19 protein-coding genes are annotated in these 18,550 nt (G+C 60.9%); 6 read left to right on the top strand and 13 right to left on the bottom strand.

Annotation, left to right across the window (positions count from 1 at the left end):
• Window position 1: 1 nt before the first annotated feature.
• The 5 genes from POI8812_RS09765 to POI8812_RS09745 are packed head-to-tail and all read right to left on the bottom strand — an operon-like array spanning window position 2 to window position 3,441.
• Window positions 2-709, bottom strand: coding sequence for a hypothetical protein (locus POI8812_RS09765; protein ID WP_108782348.1), 708 nt, complete (start codon window positions 707-709; stop codon window positions 2-4).
• Window positions 706-1,194 (bottom strand): transcription antitermination factor NusB, encoded by a 489-nt coding sequence (gene nusB, locus POI8812_RS09760; RefSeq protein ID WP_108782347.1) that lies wholly within the window; start codon window positions 1,192-1,194, stop codon window positions 706-708. The genes POI8812_RS09765 and nusB overlap by 4 nt, the downstream gene beginning before the upstream one ends.
• Before the next feature lies 1 nt (window position 1,195).
• A complete protein-coding gene (locus tag POI8812_RS09755) occupies window positions 1,196-1,738 on the bottom strand; it encodes a 6,7-dimethyl-8-ribityllumazine synthase (RefSeq protein ID WP_108782346.1) in 543 nt (180 codons plus the stop codon).
• A 3-nt stretch (window positions 1,739-1,741) separates the two neighbouring features.
• Window positions 1,742-2,836, bottom strand: coding sequence for a 3,4-dihydroxy-2-butanone-4-phosphate synthase (gene ribB, locus POI8812_RS09750; protein ID WP_108782345.1), 1,095 nt, complete (start codon window positions 2,834-2,836; stop codon window positions 1,742-1,744).
• Window positions 2,833-3,441 carry a riboflavin synthase gene (locus POI8812_RS09745; protein ID WP_108782542.1) on the bottom strand — a complete coding sequence of 203 codons (609 nt, stop codon included), beginning with the start codon at window positions 3,439-3,441 and terminating at the stop codon, window positions 2,833-2,835. The genes ribB and POI8812_RS09745 overlap by 4 nt, the downstream gene beginning before the upstream one ends.
• Window positions 3,442-3,547: 106 nt before the next feature.
• On the opposite strand from POI8812_RS09745, the gene POI8812_RS09740 reads away from it, so the two are divergent.
• The 3 genes from POI8812_RS09740 to POI8812_RS09730 all read left to right on the top strand — a co-directional run bounded on the left by POI8812_RS09740 (window position 3,548) and on the right by POI8812_RS09730 (window position 7,989).
• A complete protein-coding gene (locus POI8812_RS09740) occupies window positions 3,548-4,858 on the top strand; it encodes a capsular polysaccharide export protein, LipB/KpsS family (protein ID WP_162844998.1) in 1,311 nt (436 codons plus the stop codon).
• 86 nt (window positions 4,859-4,944) lie between these two features.
• Window positions 4,945-6,075: a polysaccharide biosynthesis/export family protein gene (locus POI8812_RS09735; RefSeq protein ID WP_162844999.1), complete on the top strand. Its 1,131-nt coding sequence runs from the start codon at window positions 4,945-4,947 to the stop codon at window positions 6,073-6,075.
• Window positions 6,076-6,081: 6 nt separating this feature from the next.
• Entirely contained in the window at window positions 6,082-7,989 is a 1,908-nt protein-coding gene (locus POI8812_RS09730) for a capsule polysaccharide biogenesis protein (RefSeq protein ID WP_108782342.1), read from the top strand.
• Window positions 7,990-7,992: 3 nt separating this feature from the next.
• Here POI8812_RS09730 and ribD read toward each other — a convergent pair whose 3' ends face one another.
• Both ribD and nrdR read right to left on the bottom strand, forming a co-directional pair.
• Entirely contained in the window at window positions 7,993-9,102 is a 1,110-nt protein-coding gene (gene ribD / locus POI8812_RS09725) for a bifunctional diaminohydroxyphosphoribosylaminopyrimidine deaminase/5-amino-6-(5-phosphoribosylamino)uracil reductase RibD (protein ID WP_181377193.1), read from the bottom strand.
• Window positions 9,095-9,568 carry a transcriptional regulator NrdR gene (gene nrdR, locus POI8812_RS09720; RefSeq protein ID WP_108782341.1) on the bottom strand — a complete coding sequence of 158 codons (474 nt, stop codon included), beginning with the start codon at window positions 9,566-9,568 and terminating at the stop codon, window positions 9,095-9,097. Before nrdR ends, ribD begins: the two co-directional genes overlap by 8 nt.
• Before the next feature lie 193 nt (window positions 9,569-9,761).
• On the opposite strand from nrdR, the gene POI8812_RS09715 reads away from it, so the two are divergent.
• The gene (locus POI8812_RS09715; protein ID WP_108782340.1) at window positions 9,762-10,442 is read left to right on the top strand and encodes an SDR family oxidoreductase; all 681 of its coding nucleotides are present in this window, start codon (window positions 9,762-9,764) and stop codon (window positions 10,440-10,442) included.
• A 63-nt stretch (window positions 10,443-10,505) separates the two neighbouring features.
• Here POI8812_RS09715 and POI8812_RS09710 read toward each other — a convergent pair whose 3' ends face one another.
• The 6 genes from POI8812_RS09710 to dnaG all read right to left on the bottom strand — a co-directional run bounded on the left by POI8812_RS09710 (window position 10,506) and on the right by dnaG (window position 16,597).
• Complete coding sequence (locus POI8812_RS09710) at window positions 10,506-10,952, bottom strand: hypothetical protein (protein WP_108782339.1); 447 nt, start codon at window positions 10,950-10,952, stop codon at window positions 10,506-10,508.
• Between the two features lie 105 nt (window positions 10,953-11,057).
• Entirely contained in the window at window positions 11,058-11,525 is a 468-nt protein-coding gene (locus tag POI8812_RS09705; RefSeq protein ID WP_108782338.1) for a hypothetical protein, read from the bottom strand.
• A 102-nt stretch (window positions 11,526-11,627) separates the two neighbouring features.
• On the bottom strand, window positions 11,628-12,041 hold the full coding sequence (locus POI8812_RS09700; RefSeq protein WP_108782337.1) for a secondary thiamine-phosphate synthase enzyme YjbQ: 414 nt from the start codon (window positions 12,039-12,041) through the stop codon (window positions 11,628-11,630).
• A gap of 17 nt (window positions 12,042-12,058) precedes the next feature.
• Complete coding sequence (locus POI8812_RS09695) at window positions 12,059-12,511, bottom strand: thiol-disulfide oxidoreductase DCC family protein (RefSeq protein WP_108782336.1); 453 nt, start codon at window positions 12,509-12,511, stop codon at window positions 12,059-12,061.
• A gap of 57 nt (window positions 12,512-12,568) precedes the next feature.
• On the bottom strand, window positions 12,569-14,524 hold the full coding sequence (gene rpoD / locus POI8812_RS09690) for an RNA polymerase sigma factor RpoD (protein ID WP_108782335.1): 1,956 nt from the start codon (window positions 14,522-14,524) through the stop codon (window positions 12,569-12,571).
• A 105-nt stretch (window positions 14,525-14,629) separates the two neighbouring features.
• Window positions 14,630-16,597 carry a DNA primase gene (gene dnaG, locus POI8812_RS09685; RefSeq protein WP_108782334.1) on the bottom strand — a complete coding sequence of 656 codons (1,968 nt, stop codon included), beginning with the start codon at window positions 16,595-16,597 and terminating at the stop codon, window positions 14,630-14,632.
• A gap of 155 nt (window positions 16,598-16,752) precedes the next feature.
• On the opposite strand from dnaG, the gene POI8812_RS09680 reads away from it, so the two are divergent.
• Both POI8812_RS09680 and POI8812_RS09675 read left to right on the top strand, forming a co-directional pair.
• Window positions 16,753-17,820 carry an AI-2E family transporter gene (locus POI8812_RS09680; protein ID WP_108782333.1) on the top strand — a complete coding sequence of 356 codons (1,068 nt, stop codon included), beginning with the start codon at window positions 16,753-16,755 and terminating at the stop codon, window positions 17,818-17,820.
• Window positions 17,817-18,485 (top strand): HdaA/DnaA family protein, encoded by a 669-nt coding sequence (locus POI8812_RS09675; protein ID WP_108782332.1) that lies wholly within the window; start codon window positions 17,817-17,819, stop codon window positions 18,483-18,485. Before POI8812_RS09680 ends, POI8812_RS09675 begins: the two co-directional genes overlap by 4 nt.
• Window positions 18,486-18,550 lie beyond the last annotated feature (65 nt).

Here is an 18,550-nt window from a genome sequence, read left to right as displayed (position 1 = left end):
CTCAACCCTGCTGGATCACCTGACGATAGATCACCGTGGGCAGCGCCGCGCTGAAGATCGTGAGGATCGAACCGATCGCTGCAGACACCAGCAGGCCAGCGGACAGGCTGTCGGCGAGCATCAGAATGGGCGTAACAATCGTAAGCACGCCAAATGCTGCAAGGATCAGCAGCAGCACCAATCCGATCATGGTGAACAGATGCTCCTGCATCAACTCACGGGATCGCAACATAGCACTGACCGGCCCGGTCACCCCTTCGATGACAAGTACCGGCAGGATTACCATCAAGAGGGCCGTCAGGATCAGTCCTGGAATAATGAACAGGGCAACACCAGCGAGGATCAGGAACAGTGCGCTGAACGTCACCATCACACCCGGAATGGTCAGCGGGATCATCTGCCGGGCCCAGGTGTTGACGTCCAGTGGCTCGCCGGTCAGCAAGGCCCAGCTGATACGGACCACCAGCAGGTTCACATAGGTCCCGATGAATAGCGCCGGAAGCTGAGAGAAAAGGCCCTGCGCGCTGAACATCGCGCCCAGCATCTCTTCGGGCGTGGTCACCGCAGTTCCGTCGCCTATTGGTCTCGCAAAAAAGAGTGCCGTGATGATCTCGAGCATCGCCGTGCCCGCAAAGGCAATCGGGAAAAGAACCCAAAGCCCTGACGTCAGAACCGAAAACGTCTCGCTCACCACATTGCTGGCTCTCATCCGGCAAATGCCTCCGGTTGGATTTCCCGCGCCATGTGATCGAGCACGGCATTCACGAAGCGGCTCTCTTTCCCGTCTGGGAAAAACGCTTTCGCAACATCGACATATTCGGTGATCACCACCTTCGGGGGGGTGCCTTTGCCCATGATCTCAGCCCCTGCCGCGCGGAACAGGGCGCGCAGGGTAGGGTCGATTTTCCCAAGCGGCCAACGCTCCACAAGGGCGCGGTCTGTTGCCTGATCAATCTCAGCCTGAGCTTCTATCGCCTTGCTCAAGGTTGCGCGGAACAGATCGACATCCCCTTCCTGATAGGTATCCCCGTCCATCTCACGGCCAAAGCGATGCGTCTCGAACTCTTCGCGAACGCGGTCCATGCCTGCACCTGATTGCTCCATCTGGAAAAGGGCCTGAACGGCGAACAGACGGGAGGCGGAGCGCATTTGCCGTTTTTCTTCGCGGCTGGGCTTGGGAACGGGTCTTGGCATGTCAGGCGATGTCCTTCGCGCCGGGACTTCCGGCAATCACAATGTTGTCTCGGGGATCGGCCACGGGGGCAGGAGAGGCGTATTTGCGCTCTAGCTCAACCAGACGCAAGGCCGCAATCGCCGCGCCGGCGCCTTTGTTCATTTGCGCAGGCTCGGCCCGCTCAATTGCCTGATCCATATTTTCGACCGTCAGAATCCCGTTGCCGATGCAATGCCCCTCAAGACCCAGCAGCGTGATGGCGCGGGAGCTGTCATTGCAAACCGTCTCGTAATGCGTCGTCGCGCCGCGAATGACGCAGCCGAGGGCAACAAAGCCGTCATAACGTCCAGCGCGCGCGGCGAGCCGGATGGCGGTGGGCACTTCAAGGGCTCCGGGCACTTCAATCGCGTCATATGTCGCGCCGACCCCGTCCAAAGCACCGGCAGCGCCGCTGATCATCATGTCCGCGATGCCGCGGTAGAAGGGAGCCGTCACCAAAAGCAGATGCGGAGCAGGTGCCAATTTAGGGGCGGGAAAGATGAAATGCTCTTCATGGCTGGCCATGTCTCAGACCTCCTTGTCTGGGATGGGGCGTGTTCCGGTGATCGTCAGCCCGTAGCCTTCGAGTCCTACGACCTTGGGAACGCCCGAGTTGGTCAGAAGCTCCAGCTCCCGCACGCCAAGCGCATTCAGGATCTGTGCTCCAGTTCCATAGTTGCGCAGCGTGTCGTTCGAGACCTCACCATCCATCGCCATGTCCGCGCTCATATCGCGTAAGAGGACAACAACGCCACGACCCTCATCCGCAATCATGCGCATGGATTGTCCGAGCTGGTGTGCCCGGCCGGGTTTCAGGGCAAGCATGTCTTCCAGTGGATTTGCCGCATGCATTCGAACCAGAACCGGTCCGTCGGTCACGTCGCCCTTGGTCATGGCAAGATGCTCCGCGCCGCCGGTAAGGTCTGAAAAGACCCGCAGGGTCCAGTCGCCCCCATATTCGGACGTGACCTGCTGCTGGGTCCGCTCCCGCACCAGATTGTCATGTTTCCGGCGATACGCGATCAGATCCGAGATTGTTCCGATCTTCAGGTCATGCTCTTTCGCGAACTCCACCAGATCGGGCAGCCGCGCCATTTCACCGTCTTCTTTCATGATCTCACAGATCACGCCGGAGGGATCAACGCCCGCAAGGCGGGAAATATCAACGGCTGCCTCAGTATGTCCGGCGCGAACCAGAACGCCACCCTCGCGGGCGCGCAGGGGGAAGACATGACCCGGGGTCGCAATATCCTGCGGTCCTGATTGGGTCGAGATAGCAACGGCAACAGTCTGCGCCCGGTCGGCGGCAGAGATCCCGGTTGTGACCCCTTCACGGGCCTCGATCGAAACGGTGAAAGCCGTTTCGTGACGGGATGAGTTGCTCTGCGCCATCATGGGCAGGCCGAGCGCGTCGAGCCGTTCCCCCGTCAGGGTAAGGCAGATCAGCCCGCGGCCGTATTTGGCCATAAAATTGATCGCCGCCGCATCCGCATGAACAGCAGGGATCACCAGATCGCCCTCATTCTCCCGATCCTCATGATCCACGAGGATGAACATCCGGCCCGCTTTCGCGTCCGCGATAATGTCCGCAACCGGAGAGATTGCATCGGCGTAGTCGGTCATGTCTTGTCCTGCATATCTGCGAGCCGCGCGACATAGCGGGCCAGCGTGTCGATTTCCAGATTGATCTGGTCGCCCACGGCCACGTTGCCCCAGGTTGTCTGCTCTTTGGTATGTGGAATGAAGTTGATGCCGAAATCGCAATGGTCGACATCATTCACTGTCAGCGACGTCCCGTTCAGCGCGACAGATCCTTTGGGTGCTATGAAGCGGGCCAGAGCGATCGGGGCGCGCAGCGTGACGCGCGTGCTCTCGCCCTCATCCTCAACGGCCATGACCTCGGCCAGTCCGTCCACATGGCCCGACACGATGTGACCGCCCAGCTCGTCGCCGACTTTCAGGGCCCGCTCCAGGTTCAGTCGACGACCGGGCGCCCAGGTCCCGGCTGTCGTTTTGTCGATGCTTTCGGCACTGATCGTGACGTCGAACCAGTTCTGGCCGCCCTGCGATCCACGGTCGGTCACTGTCAGGCAACACCCGTCGCATGCGATGGACGCACCCAGATCAATACCGGCGGGATCATAAGACGTGGCGATGCGAACATGCAGGTCCCCCCGCATCTCAGTTTGCTCCACCGTTCCAATATCGGTAATGATTCCAGTGAACATCGCCTGACGCGCCTCGCTGTTGTCCAATTGAGCCATCAGCTATGCGTGCCAAGCCCGATTGGCAAGGATTTGTGCGCGTATGGGGGGCGCATTCCGGGGGGATAGGATGGACGCGGAAATCGCGCAAAGACGCCACTTTCTGTTCGTGCAGGGACCGCACGGCCCGTTTGTGCGTCAATTTGCAGGCGCGTTGCGGGCCGCGGGCTGTCGAACCACCCGTCTTTCCCTGAATGGCGGTGACGCTGCTGAGTGGCGCGATCCTGACACTCAGATTTGTTTTGGCGCGGGTATTCGCGGTTTCGCCGACTTCATCACCGATGTGCTGATGGGCCGCGGGATCACGGATGTCATTCTCTACGGTGACAGCCGCGCCTACCACAAAATGACAGCGGCTGCGGCCGGTAGCCTGGGCATCACCGTCCACTTTCTCGAAGAGGGGTACCTTAGGCCCCATTGGATCACTTATGAGCGTGGGGGGGTGAACGGTGCATCACCGATGCTGCAAATCGGTTCATCGGATATTGCCTCGGTTGACGCCACGACGCCGCTTCAGGCGGCCCCGGATCAATGGGGGGCGATGTGGGGTCATCTTTGGCATGGTGTGATCTACCATGCGCGGGTCTGGCGCGGGCGTAAACGCTGGCCCCGTTATGCCGCCCACCGGCCGGCAACGGCATCGCAGGACTTGCGCCACGCGATGCGTGCCCTGACGACGCATCCTTTTCGCCTGATCCGGCGCAGGGCGCGGGAACGAGCGTTGATGCGGGCGAACGCGCCATATCATCTGGTTCTCCTGCAACTTGGTCACGATGCCTCAATCCAGAACCACAGCCATTATGACGATATGCGCGCGTTCATGTCCGATGTGGCGAAGGCCTTCGCTCAGGGTGCGCCCGAAGGCGATCACCTCGTTTTCAAGGCCCATCCGTTCGAGGATGGCCGCGACCGTCTGGAGGCGTGGATGCACACGCTCGCCGCGCGTCACGATTTGGCGGGCCGGGTTCACTTCCTCGAAGGGGAGCGGTTGGCGACCCTTCTCGACAATGCGCGCAGTGCAGTGACGGTGAACTCAACCGCGGCTCAGCAGGCTTTGTGGCGCAATTTGCCACTGCGGGCGTTCGGTCGCTCGGTCTATGACCGTCCGGGCCTGGTCAGCCATCAACCGCTGACGCAGTTTTTTGCCGACCCGCAGCGTCCCGATCACACGGCCTACCTGGCCTTTCGACGCGCCATGTTGATGACGTCGCAGGTGCCCGGCGGCTTTTACACACGCTCCGGTCGCCGCAGTTTGCTGCGCCTTCTGCCGGCCATGATGATGCGAGAGGCCGACCCCTACAGCGTCATTCGTGGAGGGGCAGAGCGCGGCGCGAAGGTCACAGATGGAAATGTTCTGTCACTCAGCGCCCGCCGAAAATGAGAATTTGCTTTGGTCGCTCCTGTGCCGCTGCTAGCGTCGCGGCCAAAGGCGGACACAGATCTGCACCAAGAAAACGAGGCGGACAGATGAAAACAGCAACGTTCCGGGCGGCTGCCACGGTCGTGGCCTTTGCAGCGCTTGCCGGCTGCGCAAGCTTGCCACGCTCTGGCCCCACCATCGAAGAGATTACGGCCCAGCCCGCCGATGGAAGCCCGGCGATTGCCATCATCCCCATTGATGCTCAGGTCGCCCGCGATACCCAATATGACGAACCGCTGTTCTTCAGCCCGGCCTTTCAGGTCGCAGGTCTGACGAATATCGAGGTCATCCAGCCCCTCGACGTCCTCGACATCACGGTTTGGGAGAATGGCCAGTTCCCCTTGTTTGGCGGGGGAGAGGGCAGTGCGACGACGCTCGGTGACATGCGTGTCGGCCTGGATGGTCGCTTTTTCATGCCGCAGGTCGGCATGGTTCGCGCCTCTGGCCGCTCGATTGAACAAATCCGGCGCGATCTGACGAGCCGCCTGGCTGAAATGACGCCTGAACCACAGGTAGAGGTTCGGCTGACGTCCTCAGGTAGCAACACCGTACGGGTGATTGGCGCAGAAGGGCCAATCGGTGATGTGCCGATTGAGGCCGCGACCAGAACGCTTGCCGGTCTTATGGCAAATGTTGCTGCGTCCGGCGTGGACACCGATGTCGCACAGGTCTCCATCCGCCGTGGGGATATGGTCAGCCGGGTATGGCTTGAAGATGTCCTGATGGATCCCGATGCTGATATTGCATTGCGCGGTGGTGATATCATCAGCATCGAGCGTGATCCGAGATCGTTCATCGCGTTGGGTGAGCTTGGCTCTCAGACCAGTGTTGAGTTCCCGGGGCGCGATATCTCTCTCATGGAAGCAATTGCGACGATGGGTGGCCTCAACCCGAATACCGCCGACCCACGAGGTGTTTTTGTCCTGCGTGAAGAAGAAGCCGAGGTTTACAGCCGTTTCGCCACACCGCCAGATAGCAGTGGCACGGTGCGTGTGGCCTATGTGCTCGATTTGACCGCCCCTGCGGCGTTCTTCACGGCCAGCAGTTTCTCGGTTCGGGACGACGATATCGTCTATGTCTCGGAAGCACCCTATGTGCAGTTCCTCAAGATCGTCGGGGCGATCAGCCCGCCGATTCAGGCCGTCACCTCTACGGCAAGTGTGCTGGATGGCAGCTAAGACAAAATGAGTGGCGCGGAGCCGCTCAAGCGGCTCGGTGTCGTCAGTCTGGGTTTTCCACGTCAGCCATGGCTGATCCGTGCGTTGGCTGGGCTGGGTTGGCGCGTGGTGCCGGGGTGGACGTCATGTGATGCGATTGGTGTCTGGGGCAATAAGCCCGTGGCCGCTCGCGGTCTGGCTCTCGCAGAACGGCGCGGCCTGCCGGTCGTTCACCTTGAGGATGCCTTCCTACGCAGTGTTCGTCCGGGGCAAATGCCGCCCCTTGGCCTGTTCGTGGATCTCGACGGCCCGCATTTCGATGCAAGCGGGCCAAGCCAGCTTGAGCTACGGCTGAACCGCAGGCCGGAACCCGCGACCGAAACGCTGGAAGCACTGGATCTCTTGCGCCACTATCAGCTGTCGAAGTTCAACCATTGGACGGATGGCTCCCTCACCCTCCCGAAGAAATTCGTACTCATTGCGGATCAGGTGCCGCAGGACGCGGCCCTCGGCGGGGTTGGCGGAGAGGCTTTCAGGGAGATGCTGGGCTTTGTGCAGCGGGACTATCCCGACAGCCAGATTGTTATTCGCACCCATCCTGCAAGCGACCTTTCGCATCTTGGGGCTGCCGATTTGAAAGCAGGGATTTCCCTGCTGCCACCCGGACACAATCCGTGGCGTGTGATGGAGCGCGCAGACGCGGTCCATGTGATGAGCTCTCATTTGGGAGCAGAGGCCATTTTGGCCGGGCATAAGCCGGTCGTTCATGGAACGCCTTGGTATGCAGGCTGGGGCCTCAGCGTGGACCTTCAGGACTTGCCCCGCCGCCGGGCCAATCTGACTGCGGAGGAGCTGTTCGAAGGGGGATGGGCGCAGGCGTGCGGCTGGTTTGAGCCGGCAAGCGGGCGGCCCCGGTCGCTGCTCGAAACTGTACAGGATCTTGCGGCGCGCAAGTCAGTGGCGCAGCGCATGGGACGCGCTTCGATCAATGTGATTGGTTGCAGCCGCTGGAAGCGCGCGCAGGTCAAACGGATGCTTGCCAGCGGCGGCGCATCGGTGCGCTTCTCCGCGCCATCCGGGCGAAAAGTCGGCTGGGCGTCAAAAGTCCCGGCGGGAGAGGACATGGCCCGGATTGAGGATGGCTTCATCCGGTCCCGCGGGCTCGGCGCTGCGCTGACGCCACCGGCGTCCCTTTGCTATGATGCGATGGGGGTGCATTTTGATCCGAACCGCGCCAGCGAGCTGGAGCGCCTGATCACGGCCGCCCCAAAATTGCCGGACGCCGCAATCAAACGCGTGGTCCGTCTGCGCGCGCGCCTCGTTGAGAGGGGCATCAGCAAGTACAATCTGCAATCCGTGGGCTTCGATCATCTGCCCGCTGACAAACCGATCCTTCTGGTGCCGGGGCAGGTGGCGGATGATGCGTCTGTGCGCCTGGGAGGTGTTGCGGGCGGAGATCGTGCTGTTCTCAACGCAGCCCGTGCAGCCCATCCTGACGCGTTCATCCTCTTTCGGCCACATCCCGACGTCTCCGCAGGGTATCGGCAGGGGCTTACACAGTCAGACGTCGCGGATCTTGTTTCAACGGACGGGGACATCACTCAGCTGATCGAGGCGACCGATATGGTGTGGACAAACACGTCCCTCGCCGGGTTCGAGGCGCTGATCCGCGCAAAACCGGTCACATGTCTGGGCCAGCCCTTCTACGCCGGGTGGGGCTTGACGACAGATCTGCACGGAGCTCCGGTCCGTCGACAGGCGCGGCCTACACTGGACCAACTCATTCATGCAGCCCTGATCGACTATCCCATCTATCTGCACCCAATCAGCCAACAGATTTGTAGCGTGGAAACTCTGCTCGATTGGATCGAGGCGCCCGGTGAGGGCAGGGCCGACTGGCGTGCGCGGTTTTGGAGTTTCCTGCAGGACCGCTGACCGTCAGCGTAGCGGACGGAATTCCGACATTGTATCGCTGCCGATGCGCCGCAACTCGACCAGTCTCCAGCGGGCGAAATCTGCGAGGGATTGATCTGCCATCGCGCCGACGCCTGCCAAACCGTCCCGACCCAGCACCAGCCCGGCCTGCATGATAACAAGGCGGTCAACCAGATCCCGGCGCAGCAGGGATGCGGCCAGTTGTCCGCCACCTTCGCATAGAATGCGCGTGATCCCTTCGCGACCGAGGACTTGTAACAACTCCGCCAGATCGAGTGCGCCGGTGTCCCCGTCTGTTGCGCAAGGCAGGGTCCGCGCGCCGGCCGCGTCCCATGCAGCGCGTCGGTCACGCTCTACCTCTGACTTGTGGCAGATCCATAACGGTTGGAGTTCAGCGGTTTGCGCCAGCCGGGATGTGAGGCTCAAGGACAAGCTGCCGTCGGCAATCACTCGCACTGGGGAGGCATCGGCCAGTCCCAGCTCCCGAATATCAAGCATCGGATCGTCTGCCCGTGCGGTTCCCGCGCCGATCAAGACCGCATCATGGTTCGCGCGCATCAGGTGAACTTCGCGCCGGGCCTGCGGTCCGGTGATCCAGCGGCTCTCCCCTCGCACGGTTGCGATCCGCCCATCGAGGCTAAGCGCCAGCTTCAACGTCACGAGCGGTCGGCCCAGTTCCTGTCGTCGCAGGAACCCCGCATTCACGTCAGAGGCCTCTGACGCAAATTCAGGGGCCATGATGACCTCCACCCCGGCGTCCCGTAGACGTCCCAGCCCCTTGCCAGAGACGCGCGGGTCCGGGTCTTCCATGGGGCAGATCAGTCGTGCGATGCCAGCATTGACCAGCGCATCGGCACAGGGCGGGGTGCGCCCGTGATGCGCGCAAGGTTCCAGAGAGACATAGGCGTCGGCGCCCTGCGCCGCGTCCCCGGCTTGCGCGAGGGCCATTGTCTCCGCGTGCGGGCGACCTCCGGGCTGAGTCCAGCCACGCCCCAAGATGCGCCCTGACTTTACGAGGACGCAACCCACGGCGGGGTTCGGCCACGTGCGTCCCAATCCGCGCCGGGACAGATTGATCGCATGGGTCAGATGGCGGGCGTCAGCCTCATTCATCCTCACCGTCTTTCACCGGGGGACGCAGCTCGTGCACAAATTCCTCGAAGTCATCGGCGGCCTGGAAGTTCTTGTAAACGCTGGCAAACCGAACATAGGCCACAGTGTCGATCCGGGCGAGCGTCTCCATGACGATCTCACCGATTGTGTCGGACTTGATGTCGCTTTCGCCCATGCTCTCCAGCCGGCGCACAATGCCTGAGATCATCTGATCGACCCGCTCCGCCTCAATCGGGCGCTTTTGCAGGGCGATGCGGATGGATCGCTCCAACTTGTCGCGGTCAAAACTTTCGCGCCGACCATTCTTTTTGATGACGACCAGATCGCGCAATTGCACCCGCTCATAGGTCGTGAAGCGTCCCGCACAGGCCGGGCAATATCGGCGCCGACGGATCGCGACATGGTCCTCTGCCGGACGACTGTCTTTCACTTGAGTCTCGGTGTTTCCACAAAAGGGGCAGCGCATGGGGTTCGCTCCGTTCTCTCCGCGACATGTGGCGAAGTGCAGCAGGGGTGGTGTTTTTGCGCATTGTGCCGTCCAGCGCTAGTCGGGGCAAGAGTCCAGATTGCAACACTGCGCGGACTGTAGCGCGCACCTTGCCCTGGGGCGCACCTGCGCCACCTTCGCAAACTATCAACGGATTTGAATGGAGTAGATTATGACCTGCAAAACGCTTTTCCTGACAGGCGCGTCCAGTGGAATAGGGGAGGCGACGGCCCGCGCAGCGGTCGCTTCGGGGTGGAATGTCGCCCTGACAGCGCGCAGCGAGGACAAGATCGAGGCTTTGGCGCAGGAGTTGGGTGAGGCTGCAATCTCTATTCCCTGCGACGCGACAGATCACGCCGCACTGGTCAATGCGGTGGACAAGACTGTCGCAGAATTTGGCGGGATTGATGCAGCGTTCGCCAATGCAGGGCGCGGGGCGGGGCAGGCGGGAACGCAGGCCGGTGACCCCGAAGACTGGCGCGGTCTGATTGATGTCAATGTCATGGGCCCGCTCTACACCGCTCACGCAGTCCTGCCAGAGTTAAAGAAGCGTAAGGGCCATTTCCTCGTTACCGGATCAGCAGCGGGGCGTCGTCATATCAAGGGGTCAATCTATGGGGCAACGAAGTGGTTTGTTCATGGGTTCGGCGGCAATTTGGCCGAAGAAATGAAAGAGTGGGGCGGGCGCTGTACCATCATCGCACCGGGCATGGTGAACACTGCCTTTTTCGACGACGCTAAACCTGACAAGCTTCAGCCCCAAGATATCGCAAATGCCGTCGTTTACGCGTTGCAGCAGCCCGCGCATGTGGCTGTGAACGAAGTTTTTGTTATGCCGGCAAACCCATCCTGACACTCGAAGCAAAAACGGCCCGCGCTTGGGGCGGGCCGTTCCTTCAGTCCTATGCGAGTGGTATCAGAACGTCTCGAACGTGATTGACGCGTCGCAGGTTCCGGCACCAACCGTACCAACCCAGATGTCATAGGTGCCATCAACGCCGCGACCGACATTGATCGATGCATCAAGATTGCCGTTGGAATCGTCGTCCCACCACCAGTTGCCATTCGGATCGTTGATCAAAAGAATGGAGTCGCAAGCCGTGTTCAGACGGAAGGTCAGATCGTAGGCACCGTCCTGGCTGTAGTAGAGCTCGAAATCAGGCGCGACGGCGACAAAGCCGTAGCCGGAAAAGCCACATGCAGCCAGGTCAGAACTGCCACCAGCAATGACCTGATAGGTCGACGCGGAATAGAGCTGACTGCCAGAGGCGCTGATCCCATAGCCGGAATAGCTAAAATCAGGGCAGGCGTGCGCCGCACCGGCGCAAAGGGTGAGTGCTGCTGCAGCAACAAGCGTTTTCATGAGGAATCCTCCTTCGGGGGGCTAAGGAGCAGTGATGGGTATTCACTACGCGTCAGAGACTAACCGTGGCCGCGCCCAGCGAACAACAGGAAAGTTCACGCAGCGTCAGTTGAACGTCTCGACATTCAAATTCGCGCTGCAATTTCCAGAGGATACAGTCCCAACCCACACCGCATAGCGACCCGATGACGCACCGCTCAGTCGGATAAGGGGGTTGAGTGATCCCGCGGAGTCGTCGTCCCAGTGCCAGCGTCCGTCAGGCCCGTTCACCAGCAAAACGGTGTCGCAACCGCCCTGGACGCGGAACTCCAGCGCATAGCCGTCCGTGTTGCTGAAATCGACCGCGAGCTGTGCGACGCCGGGCACATAGCCTGAAAAGGCCCCCAGATTGCAACTGCGCAACGCCGTGTCGCCGCCAGCTGAGACGCTGCGTGTCGCCGCGGAATAAAGCTGTGAAGACGTTGCAGAAAAGGACTGCGCACCGGAGGCAGGCACGGGACAAGCATACGCGGCCGAACCAAAGCCCAGGACCACAGCCACACCGATCCATTTCAAACTCTGCGCGAAACGCATAACACCTCCAGCACCGCTTGTCCGGCGCCCATCACACTGAGAAACATGGGTGTTTTTGGTCAACATGCAAGATTGGCTGCGGAAAACGGACAGGGTTGTGATCTAATCCCCACGGAAATGGAGGGCGATTTCGCGCGTGTGCGGACGCTCCCGGTGCTCGAATAGATAGATACCCTGCCACGTGCCCAGCATCATGCGCCCGGCGGCGACTGGTATACCAAGGCTGACAGGAAGCATCGCCGCCTTGATGTGGGCGGGCATGTCATCCGGCCCCTCCATCACATGGGTCAGCCACGCCATGTCCGGAGTGTCGCCACGCGGAACCAGCCGCTCGAAATACCGTCTTAGATCCACCTGAACGTCCGGGTCCGCATTTTCCTGTATCAGCAGCGAGCAGGAGGTGTGTCGCACCAAGGCCGTCAGAAGCCCGTCCTGCCGCGGCAACAAGACCGAAATCCGATCAGTGATTTCATAGAGGCCGGGCCCGGAGGTGCGAATGCTGATCGTGTCGAGCATATGAATTCCCGTACCGTCTAGATCGCCAGCCCGCCAAGGAAACGGCTGCGCAACGCGTCGCTCGGCACCAGACAGGTCGCGGTGCGTCCCCAAATCCGATATCGGTTGCGCGCAATCGCGTTATAGGTCGGATTGCCAATGACGCGCGGGATAATGAAGGCGAGTGCGCCAAGTTTCCAAGGCCATCCAAGGCGCGACATCGCTGCGCCAAAGGCCTGCAGCTTCGTCCACACTTGCCCCCTCACGATCACCAGATTTGTTTCGAAGGTATCGGTTGGCAGGTCGAGTGCGGTGTAAATGTCCTGGCCAAGCTGGCTTTGCGCCAGAACGAACGCGAAATGCGAGTCGTTGTCGTGGTCAAAAATGAATTGCATGAAGGCCGAACAAAGTACGCATTCGCCGTCGAAGACGATCAAATCGCGCTGCCCAAGCTCTTTTTGCAGGGATGGGGGGAGTGTCAGACCAGTCATAGACACAGTCTGCAATGAAGTGCGGCACTGCACAACGCGCGCAGTGCCGCAGTTTAGTTATTGGTCAAGGAACGAGCGCAGCTTGCGAGAGCGTGACGGGTGCTTGAGCTTACGCAGCGCTTTCGCCTCAATCTGACGAATCCGCTCGCGCGTCACGCTGAACTGCTGTCCAACCTCTTCGAGGGTGTGGTCGGTGTTCATGCCGATGCCAAAGCGCATGCGCAGCACACGCTCCTCGCGCGGGGTGAGGCTTGCCAGAACCCGCGTCGTCGTCTCTTTCAGGTTGCCCTGAATGGCCGCATCAAGCGGCAGCATCGCGTTCTTGTCCTCGATGAAGTCGCCGAGTTGGCTGTCTTCCTCGTCCCCGATCGGGGTTTCGAGCGAAATCGGCTCCTTCGCGATCTTCTGGACCTTGCGCACCTTGTCGAGCGGCATTTGCAGCTTCTCGGCCAGTTCCTCCGGCGTCGGCTCGCGGCCGATCTCGTGCAGCATCTGACGACCGGTACGGACCAGCTTGTTGATCGTCTCGATCATGTGCACCGGAATACGGATCGTGCGCGCCTGATCGGCGATGGAGCGGGTGATCGCCTGACGAATCCACCACGTCGCATAAGTTGAGAACTTATAGCCGCGGCGATATTCAAACTTATCGACCGCTTTCATCAGGCCGATATTGCCTTCCTGAATCAAATCAAGGAACTGCAAGCCCCGGTTCGTGTACTTCTTGGCAATGGAGATCACGAGGCGCAGGTTCGCCTCGACCATTTCCTTCTTGGCGATCCGGGCTTCTTTCTCACCCTTCTGGACCTGCGCGACAATCCGGCGGAATTCTGAAATATCGACGCCGATATATTGACCCACTTCACCCATTTCGGTGCGGATCTCTTCGATCTTGTCGCGATACTTCTCGCCCAGAACGTCCCAGCCGCGGCCTTTGTTCTGGCTGACACGGTCGAGCCAGCCCGGCTCCAACTCCGCGCCCCGATATTCTTCGATGAAGTCTTTTCGGTTGATGCGGGCATTGTCGGCCTGCTTCACCATGTCCCCGTCCAGCGACATAATTTTGCGGTTGATGCCATAGATCTGATCGACGAGCGCTTCGATACGGTTGTTGTGAAGGTGAAGCGAGTTCACCAGTTCAACAATCTCCGAGCGTAGCCGCTGATATTCGAGTTCCTGCCCGGAGGAGAAGCTGTCTTCCTCGTTCAGCGCTGCGGACATCCGGTCGTCCTGCATTGCAGAGAGACGGGAATAGTCATTCGCGATCTGGTCGAGCGTTTCGAGCACCTGGGGCTTCAGCTGCGCTTCCATCGCGGCCAGCGACAGATTGGCCTGCTCGTCTTCCTCGTCGTCATCATCCTCATCGGACTGGCCGTCGGTCTGATCGTCGGAGGATTCGGACGTGCTCTCGCCTTCGACCTCTTCTTCCTCATCATCCTCCATCGAGGCGCCAAAGGTCGTTTCCAGGTCGATCACGTCGCGCAACATGATCGCCTCTTCCATCAGCTCTTCACGCCAAATCGTGATCGCCTGGAAGGTAAGGGGGCTTTCGCACAGCCCCAGGATCATCGTGTTGCGCCCGGCCTCGATCCGCTTTGCGATGGCGATCTCGCCCTCGCGGCTCAGCAATTCGACCGAACCCATCTCGCGCAGATACATGCGCACCGGATCATCGGTGCGATCGAGCGTTTCGTTTGATGCGGTTGTCGTGGCGATTTCACGGCTTGAGGAGGTCTCTGTCGATTCAGGGGCCTTCGCCTCCTCCTCTTCCGCTTCCTCTGGCTCGATCACGTTGATGCCCATTTCGGACAGCATCGCCATCACATCCTCGATCTGCTCAGAAGAGACCTGATCGGGTGGCATGACGGCGTTCAGCTCATCATAGGTGATATATCCGCGGGCCTTGGCCTGCGTGATCATCTTTTTGACGGCAGCCTGGCTCATATCGAGCATGGTGCCCGCGCCGCTGTCCTGATCGTCCTCTTTGCGTTGTTCGAGGTCGTTTGCCGCCATGAACTACTCCACTCTTTTCCGTCGCGCGAATCGTCCAAACCAAGAACCGAATCGGCGGATATCTGCGCACAGTAGCGATTCGTAGCCGATTCGCGACTGCATGCTTTAACTTTTCTTTATCCAGACCTCTTCCGCGATTAAACGGGAAAGATGGTCTGACAGTTCCTGTTCGCCACCCTCAGCGGCATCATTTTCGACTGAGCCGCGCATCGCGCGGTCTCTGGCAAGGTTCGCCTGCTGCAAACGCCATGTCAGGCCTTCGTCGGCGACACCCTGCAAATCCTCCTCCGCGTCGCGCACTTCAGCCAGAATTCCGGCCACGGCAACCTGCTTGGCAATCTCTTCGCGCAAAGCCCGCTCCGCCAGCGGCGCGTCAGCTCCTCTTTGCAGATGCGGCGGAAGCGATACGAGCCTGATTGCCGTCAATTGGCTGATTGGGTCAAACCCCAGGCGTTGCTCCATCGCAGCATAGGCGGCGGTAGCGTCCGCATGTAAGGGGCTGAGCAGATGATACAAGAGGGCGTCGCGGATCTGCTCCAGATCGCCACACAGCATCGGCATCCTCTCCAGCTCCGCCTCAAGCTTGCGGGCGAGTTCGGGATGGTTGAGGCAGCCCGTCAGAATCGCGCACTCGCGGGCGCGCGTCTCGGCCTGCGGACCGTCATCTGCCCGCGCCAGAAAGGAGGTTCGCGCTGCGTGGCTGGGCTGCACAATTTGCTGGCTACCACTGCGCCAGGGCGTACCGCCAAAGCTGCGCCGACCCCCGCCATCTGAGCGTGCAGCGGACCCACTCCCAAACAGTGCTTGGCGCTTTTCGCGCAAGGCGGCGCCGTAATGTGATTTGATTGACGGATCAGTGATGGTGCCCAGAAGCCTGCGCAGCTGGGCATCAAGGGCCGCCCGCCGCTCTGGGCTATCAAAGATCTTCCCTTCGGTCTCCCGCTCCCACAGCAGATCGACCATCGGCCTTGCCGTGTCGAGCAGTGCGGTCATCGCCCCGGCACCGCCTGACTTCACAACATCGTCTGGATCCTGCCCCTCGGGCATCAGGCAAAAACGCAATGTCTTTCCCGGTACCAGCAGAGGCAAGGCAATGTCGATCAACCGTCGTGCCGCGCGAATACCGGCCGCATCACCGTCCAGGGCAATGACCGGTTCATCGGCGACGCGCCACATCAAGCGCAACTGTCCTTCGGTGATCGCCGTGCCAAGGGGCGCAACAGCATGGCCAAGTCCGGCTTGGGTGAGCGCGATCACATCCATATAGCCCTCAGCCACGATCAGCGCCGACGCCTTGCCAGCCGCCTCCCGCGCCGGTCCATGGTTGTAAAGCGCATTGCCCTTGTCGAAGAGCTCCGTTTCCGGACCGTTGAGGTATTTGGCGCGCGCGTTCGGGTCCATGGCCCGCCCGCCCAGACTGATGGCCCGTCCCCGCCCGTCGCGGATCGGGAAAACGATGCGTCCGGCGAACCGGTCATAGAGATCATCATTGCGGTCGCTGCGCGCGACCATGCCCGATCCCAGGATCAGATCGAGTGGCAATCCTTTGGCCTTCAAATGCTCAAGCAGCACCGTGCGCCCGGTGGGGGCATAGCCAATCTCAAATCGGTCCAGCGTCTCGGGGCGCAATCCCCGGCGGTCGAGATAGGCGCGCGCCTCGGCAGCCTGACCTCCGGAAAGCTGAGCGCGGTAAAATTTGATCGTCGCCTCAACCACATCCGAAAGGCCTGCGAGGGCCTCTGCCTTTTTGGCAGCCATCGGATCGCGTGCAGGCATCGTCAGACCGGCTTCACCGGCCAGCATCTCCATCGCATCCATGAATTCCAGATTGTCCGTCTCGCGCACGAACTTGATGACATCACCTTTCGCGTGACAGCCAAAACAGTAATAGAACCCCTTGCGGTCATCGACATGGAACGATGCGGTCTTTTCCTGATGGAACGGGCAGGGCGCCCACATGTCACCCTTGCCGGGGTTCGACTTGCGCTGGTCCCACGTCACCTTCCGCCCGACAATGTCAGACAGAGATACGCGCGCGCGAATTTCGTCGAAAAAGGACGGGGGTAAAGCCATGTGCCTTTATATCGGGTGCCTCTGCGATTCTACCAGATGGCGCGCCGTCGCGCCGGGGGCAGATCGCGTGTTTCGGGAAAGATGAAGCCGGGGCGCGCTTGCGTGCGCTGTGGCGATCTGCAACATCAGGGCCACGCAATTCAGGAAGGATGGACATGGCACTGACCCGGACAGAGCAGGCCCGCTATTGGGGGATCGGAGCGGTCGTTTTTCTGCTGATCCTGTGGGTCGTGGGGGACACCTTGCTGCCCTTCCTCGTGGGCATGACAATCGCCTATTTCCTCGATCCCGTTGCGGATCGGTTAGAGGCTTTGGGCCTTTCGCGGGTGCTCGCGACCGTTCTGATCACATTCGGGGTTATCGTTGCGGCGGCAACAGTGCTGGTCATTCTGATTCCGATTGCCGTGGATCAGACGCAGGCACTGGTTGAGGCCGCGCCAGCCTATGCTGAACAGCTGCGCGTCGGGCTGACGACCCGTTTCCCCGACCTGATCACCGAAGGCTCAGCCCTGCAGGATGCGATAGAGACGACGACCCAAGCCGTGCGGGAGCGGATTCCGATGATCGTCAATCAGATCCTAGCGTCCGGTCTTGCTGTGCTCGACTTTTTCATCCTGCTCGTCGTCGCACCGGTGGTGGCCTTTTACATGTTGATGGACTGGGACCGAATGGTGGCGCGGATCGACGGTCTCCTGCCGCGCGAACATGCGCCGGTGATCCGCCAACTGGCCCGCGGCCTTGACGATGTGCTTGCGGGCTTCGTGCGCGGTCAGCTGACAGTGTGCCTGATCCTCGGCACGTATTATGCCGTCGCCCTGACGGTCGCCGGGCTGCAATTTGGCCTGATCATCGGGTTCTTTGCCGGTCTGATCTCGTTCATTCCTTTCGTGGGTTCCATTGTCGGGGGTTCCCTCGCGATCGGTGTCGCCCTGTTCCAGTTCTGGGGGGAATGGCACTGGATCGCGATTGTCGGCGCGATTTTCATCGCGGGCCAGATGGTGGAGGGCAATGTCCTGACGCCAAAGCTGGTGGGCGGCAGCGTCGGGCTTCACCCCGTCTGGCTGATGTTCGCACTGTCCGCATTCGGCTCGATGATGGGCTTTACCGGGATGCTGATTGCCGTCCCAGTGGCGGCGATGATCGGCGTGCTCGTCCGCTTCGGGATCGAGCGTTACCAGGGCGGACGCCTCTATCGCGGTCCCGGTGAGCAGCCAGACCCGTGAGCGAAGACCAATTTGTCCTGCCCTTGCCCGTGCGGACATCGCGCGGGCGTGATGCATTTTTCGTGTCCTCCAGCAATGCGGAGGCCCTGGCACTGATCGACAATGCGGCGCATTGGCCCTCGGGCAAACTTGCGCTGAGTGGCCCCAAAGGGTCTGGCAAAACCCACCTTGTTCACCTTTGGGCAGAGGCTCAACCGACCGCCATCATTTCCGCGGCTGATTTGGCGGAGGAAGAGGTGCCAGGGCTCGCCGCGACGGGCGCAGTCGCGGTGGAGGATGTGGATCAGATGACCGGGATAGAGGCTGAGCGCGCCCTGTTCCATCTGCACAATATGCTGGGCGCGCAAGGTGGACGTCTTCTCGTCACGGGCGAGGCCGTGCCGTCCCATTGGCCGATTGATACGCCTGATCTTGGCTCTCGGCTGACGGCGGCCACGCATGTGCGGCTGGGGGCTGCGGATGACATGCTCGTCCAGGCGGTGCTGCTCAAGATTGCGGAGGACCGGCAGATGGTTCTGCCGCCCGATGTTTTCAGCTGGTTGATCGCCCGGCTTCCGCGCGCGTTGGATGAGGTGGCGCGCCAGATGGAGGCGCTCGATCTGGCAAGTTTGCGCGACAAACGTCGCCTGACCATTCCCTACGCCCGCAGCGTTCTGGCCCTTTGATCGGATCAGACCCCACTGGCAAAGCGCGCTGACGTGGGTTAGATCAGCCGGGCCGAGTAAGAGGA

Origin of the sequence: Pontivivens insulae (assembly GCF_900302495.1) — a bacterium.
GTDB lineage: Bacteria > Pseudomonadota > Alphaproteobacteria > Rhodobacterales > Rhodobacteraceae > Pontivivens > Pontivivens insulae.
Note: the sequence above shows the minus strand (reverse complement) of the source record. Positions and strands in the feature narration are given on the sequence as shown.

Coding starts and splice junctions, on each gene's coding strand:
- POI8812_RS09765 (WP_108782348.1), bottom strand. CDS start 709: ATGAGAGCCAGCAATGTGGTGAGCGAGACGTTTTCGGTTCTGACGTCA.
- nusB (WP_108782347.1), bottom strand. CDS start 1,194: ATGCCAAGACCCGTTCCCAAGCCCAGCCGCGAAGAAAAACGGCAAATG.
- POI8812_RS09755 (WP_108782346.1), bottom strand. CDS start 1,738: ATGGCCAGCCATGAAGAGCATTTCATCTTTCCCGCCCCTAAATTGGCA.
- ribB (WP_108782345.1), bottom strand. CDS start 2,836: ATGACCGACTACGCCGATGCAATCTCTCCGGTTGCGGACATTATCGCG.
- POI8812_RS09745 (WP_108782542.1), bottom strand. CDS start 3,441: ATGTTCACTGGAATCATTACCGATATTGGAACGGTGGAGCAAACTGAG.
- POI8812_RS09740 (WP_162844998.1), top strand. CDS start 3,548: ATGGACGCGGAAATCGCGCAAAGACGCCACTTTCTGTTCGTGCAGGGA.
- POI8812_RS09735 (WP_162844999.1), top strand. CDS start 4,945: ATGAAAACAGCAACGTTCCGGGCGGCTGCCACGGTCGTGGCCTTTGCA.
- POI8812_RS09730 (WP_108782342.1), top strand. CDS start 6,082: ATGAGTGGCGCGGAGCCGCTCAAGCGGCTCGGTGTCGTCAGTCTGGGT.
- ribD (WP_181377193.1), bottom strand. CDS start 9,102: ATGAATGAGGCTGACGCCCGCCATCTGACCCATGCGATCAATCTGTCC.
- nrdR (WP_108782341.1), bottom strand. CDS start 9,568: ATGCGCTGCCCCTTTTGTGGAAACACCGAGACTCAAGTGAAAGACAGT.
- POI8812_RS09715 (WP_108782340.1), top strand. CDS start 9,762: ATGACCTGCAAAACGCTTTTCCTGACAGGCGCGTCCAGTGGAATAGGG.
- POI8812_RS09710 (WP_108782339.1), bottom strand. CDS start 10,952: ATGAAAACGCTTGTTGCTGCAGCAGCACTCACCCTTTGCGCCGGTGCG.
- POI8812_RS09705 (WP_108782338.1), bottom strand. CDS start 11,525: ATGCGTTTCGCGCAGAGTTTGAAATGGATCGGTGTGGCTGTGGTCCTG.
- POI8812_RS09700 (WP_108782337.1), bottom strand. CDS start 12,041: ATGCTCGACACGATCAGCATTCGCACCTCCGGGCCCGGCCTCTATGAA.
- POI8812_RS09695 (WP_108782336.1), bottom strand. CDS start 12,511: ATGACTGGTCTGACACTCCCCCCATCCCTGCAAAAAGAGCTTGGGCAG.
- rpoD (WP_108782335.1), bottom strand. CDS start 14,524: ATGGCGGCAAACGACCTCGAACAACGCAAAGAGGACGATCAGGACAGC.
- dnaG (WP_108782334.1), bottom strand. CDS start 16,597: ATGGCTTTACCCCCGTCCTTTTTCGACGAAATTCGCGCGCGCGTATCT.
- POI8812_RS09680 (WP_108782333.1), top strand. CDS start 16,753: ATGGCACTGACCCGGACAGAGCAGGCCCGCTATTGGGGGATCGGAGCG.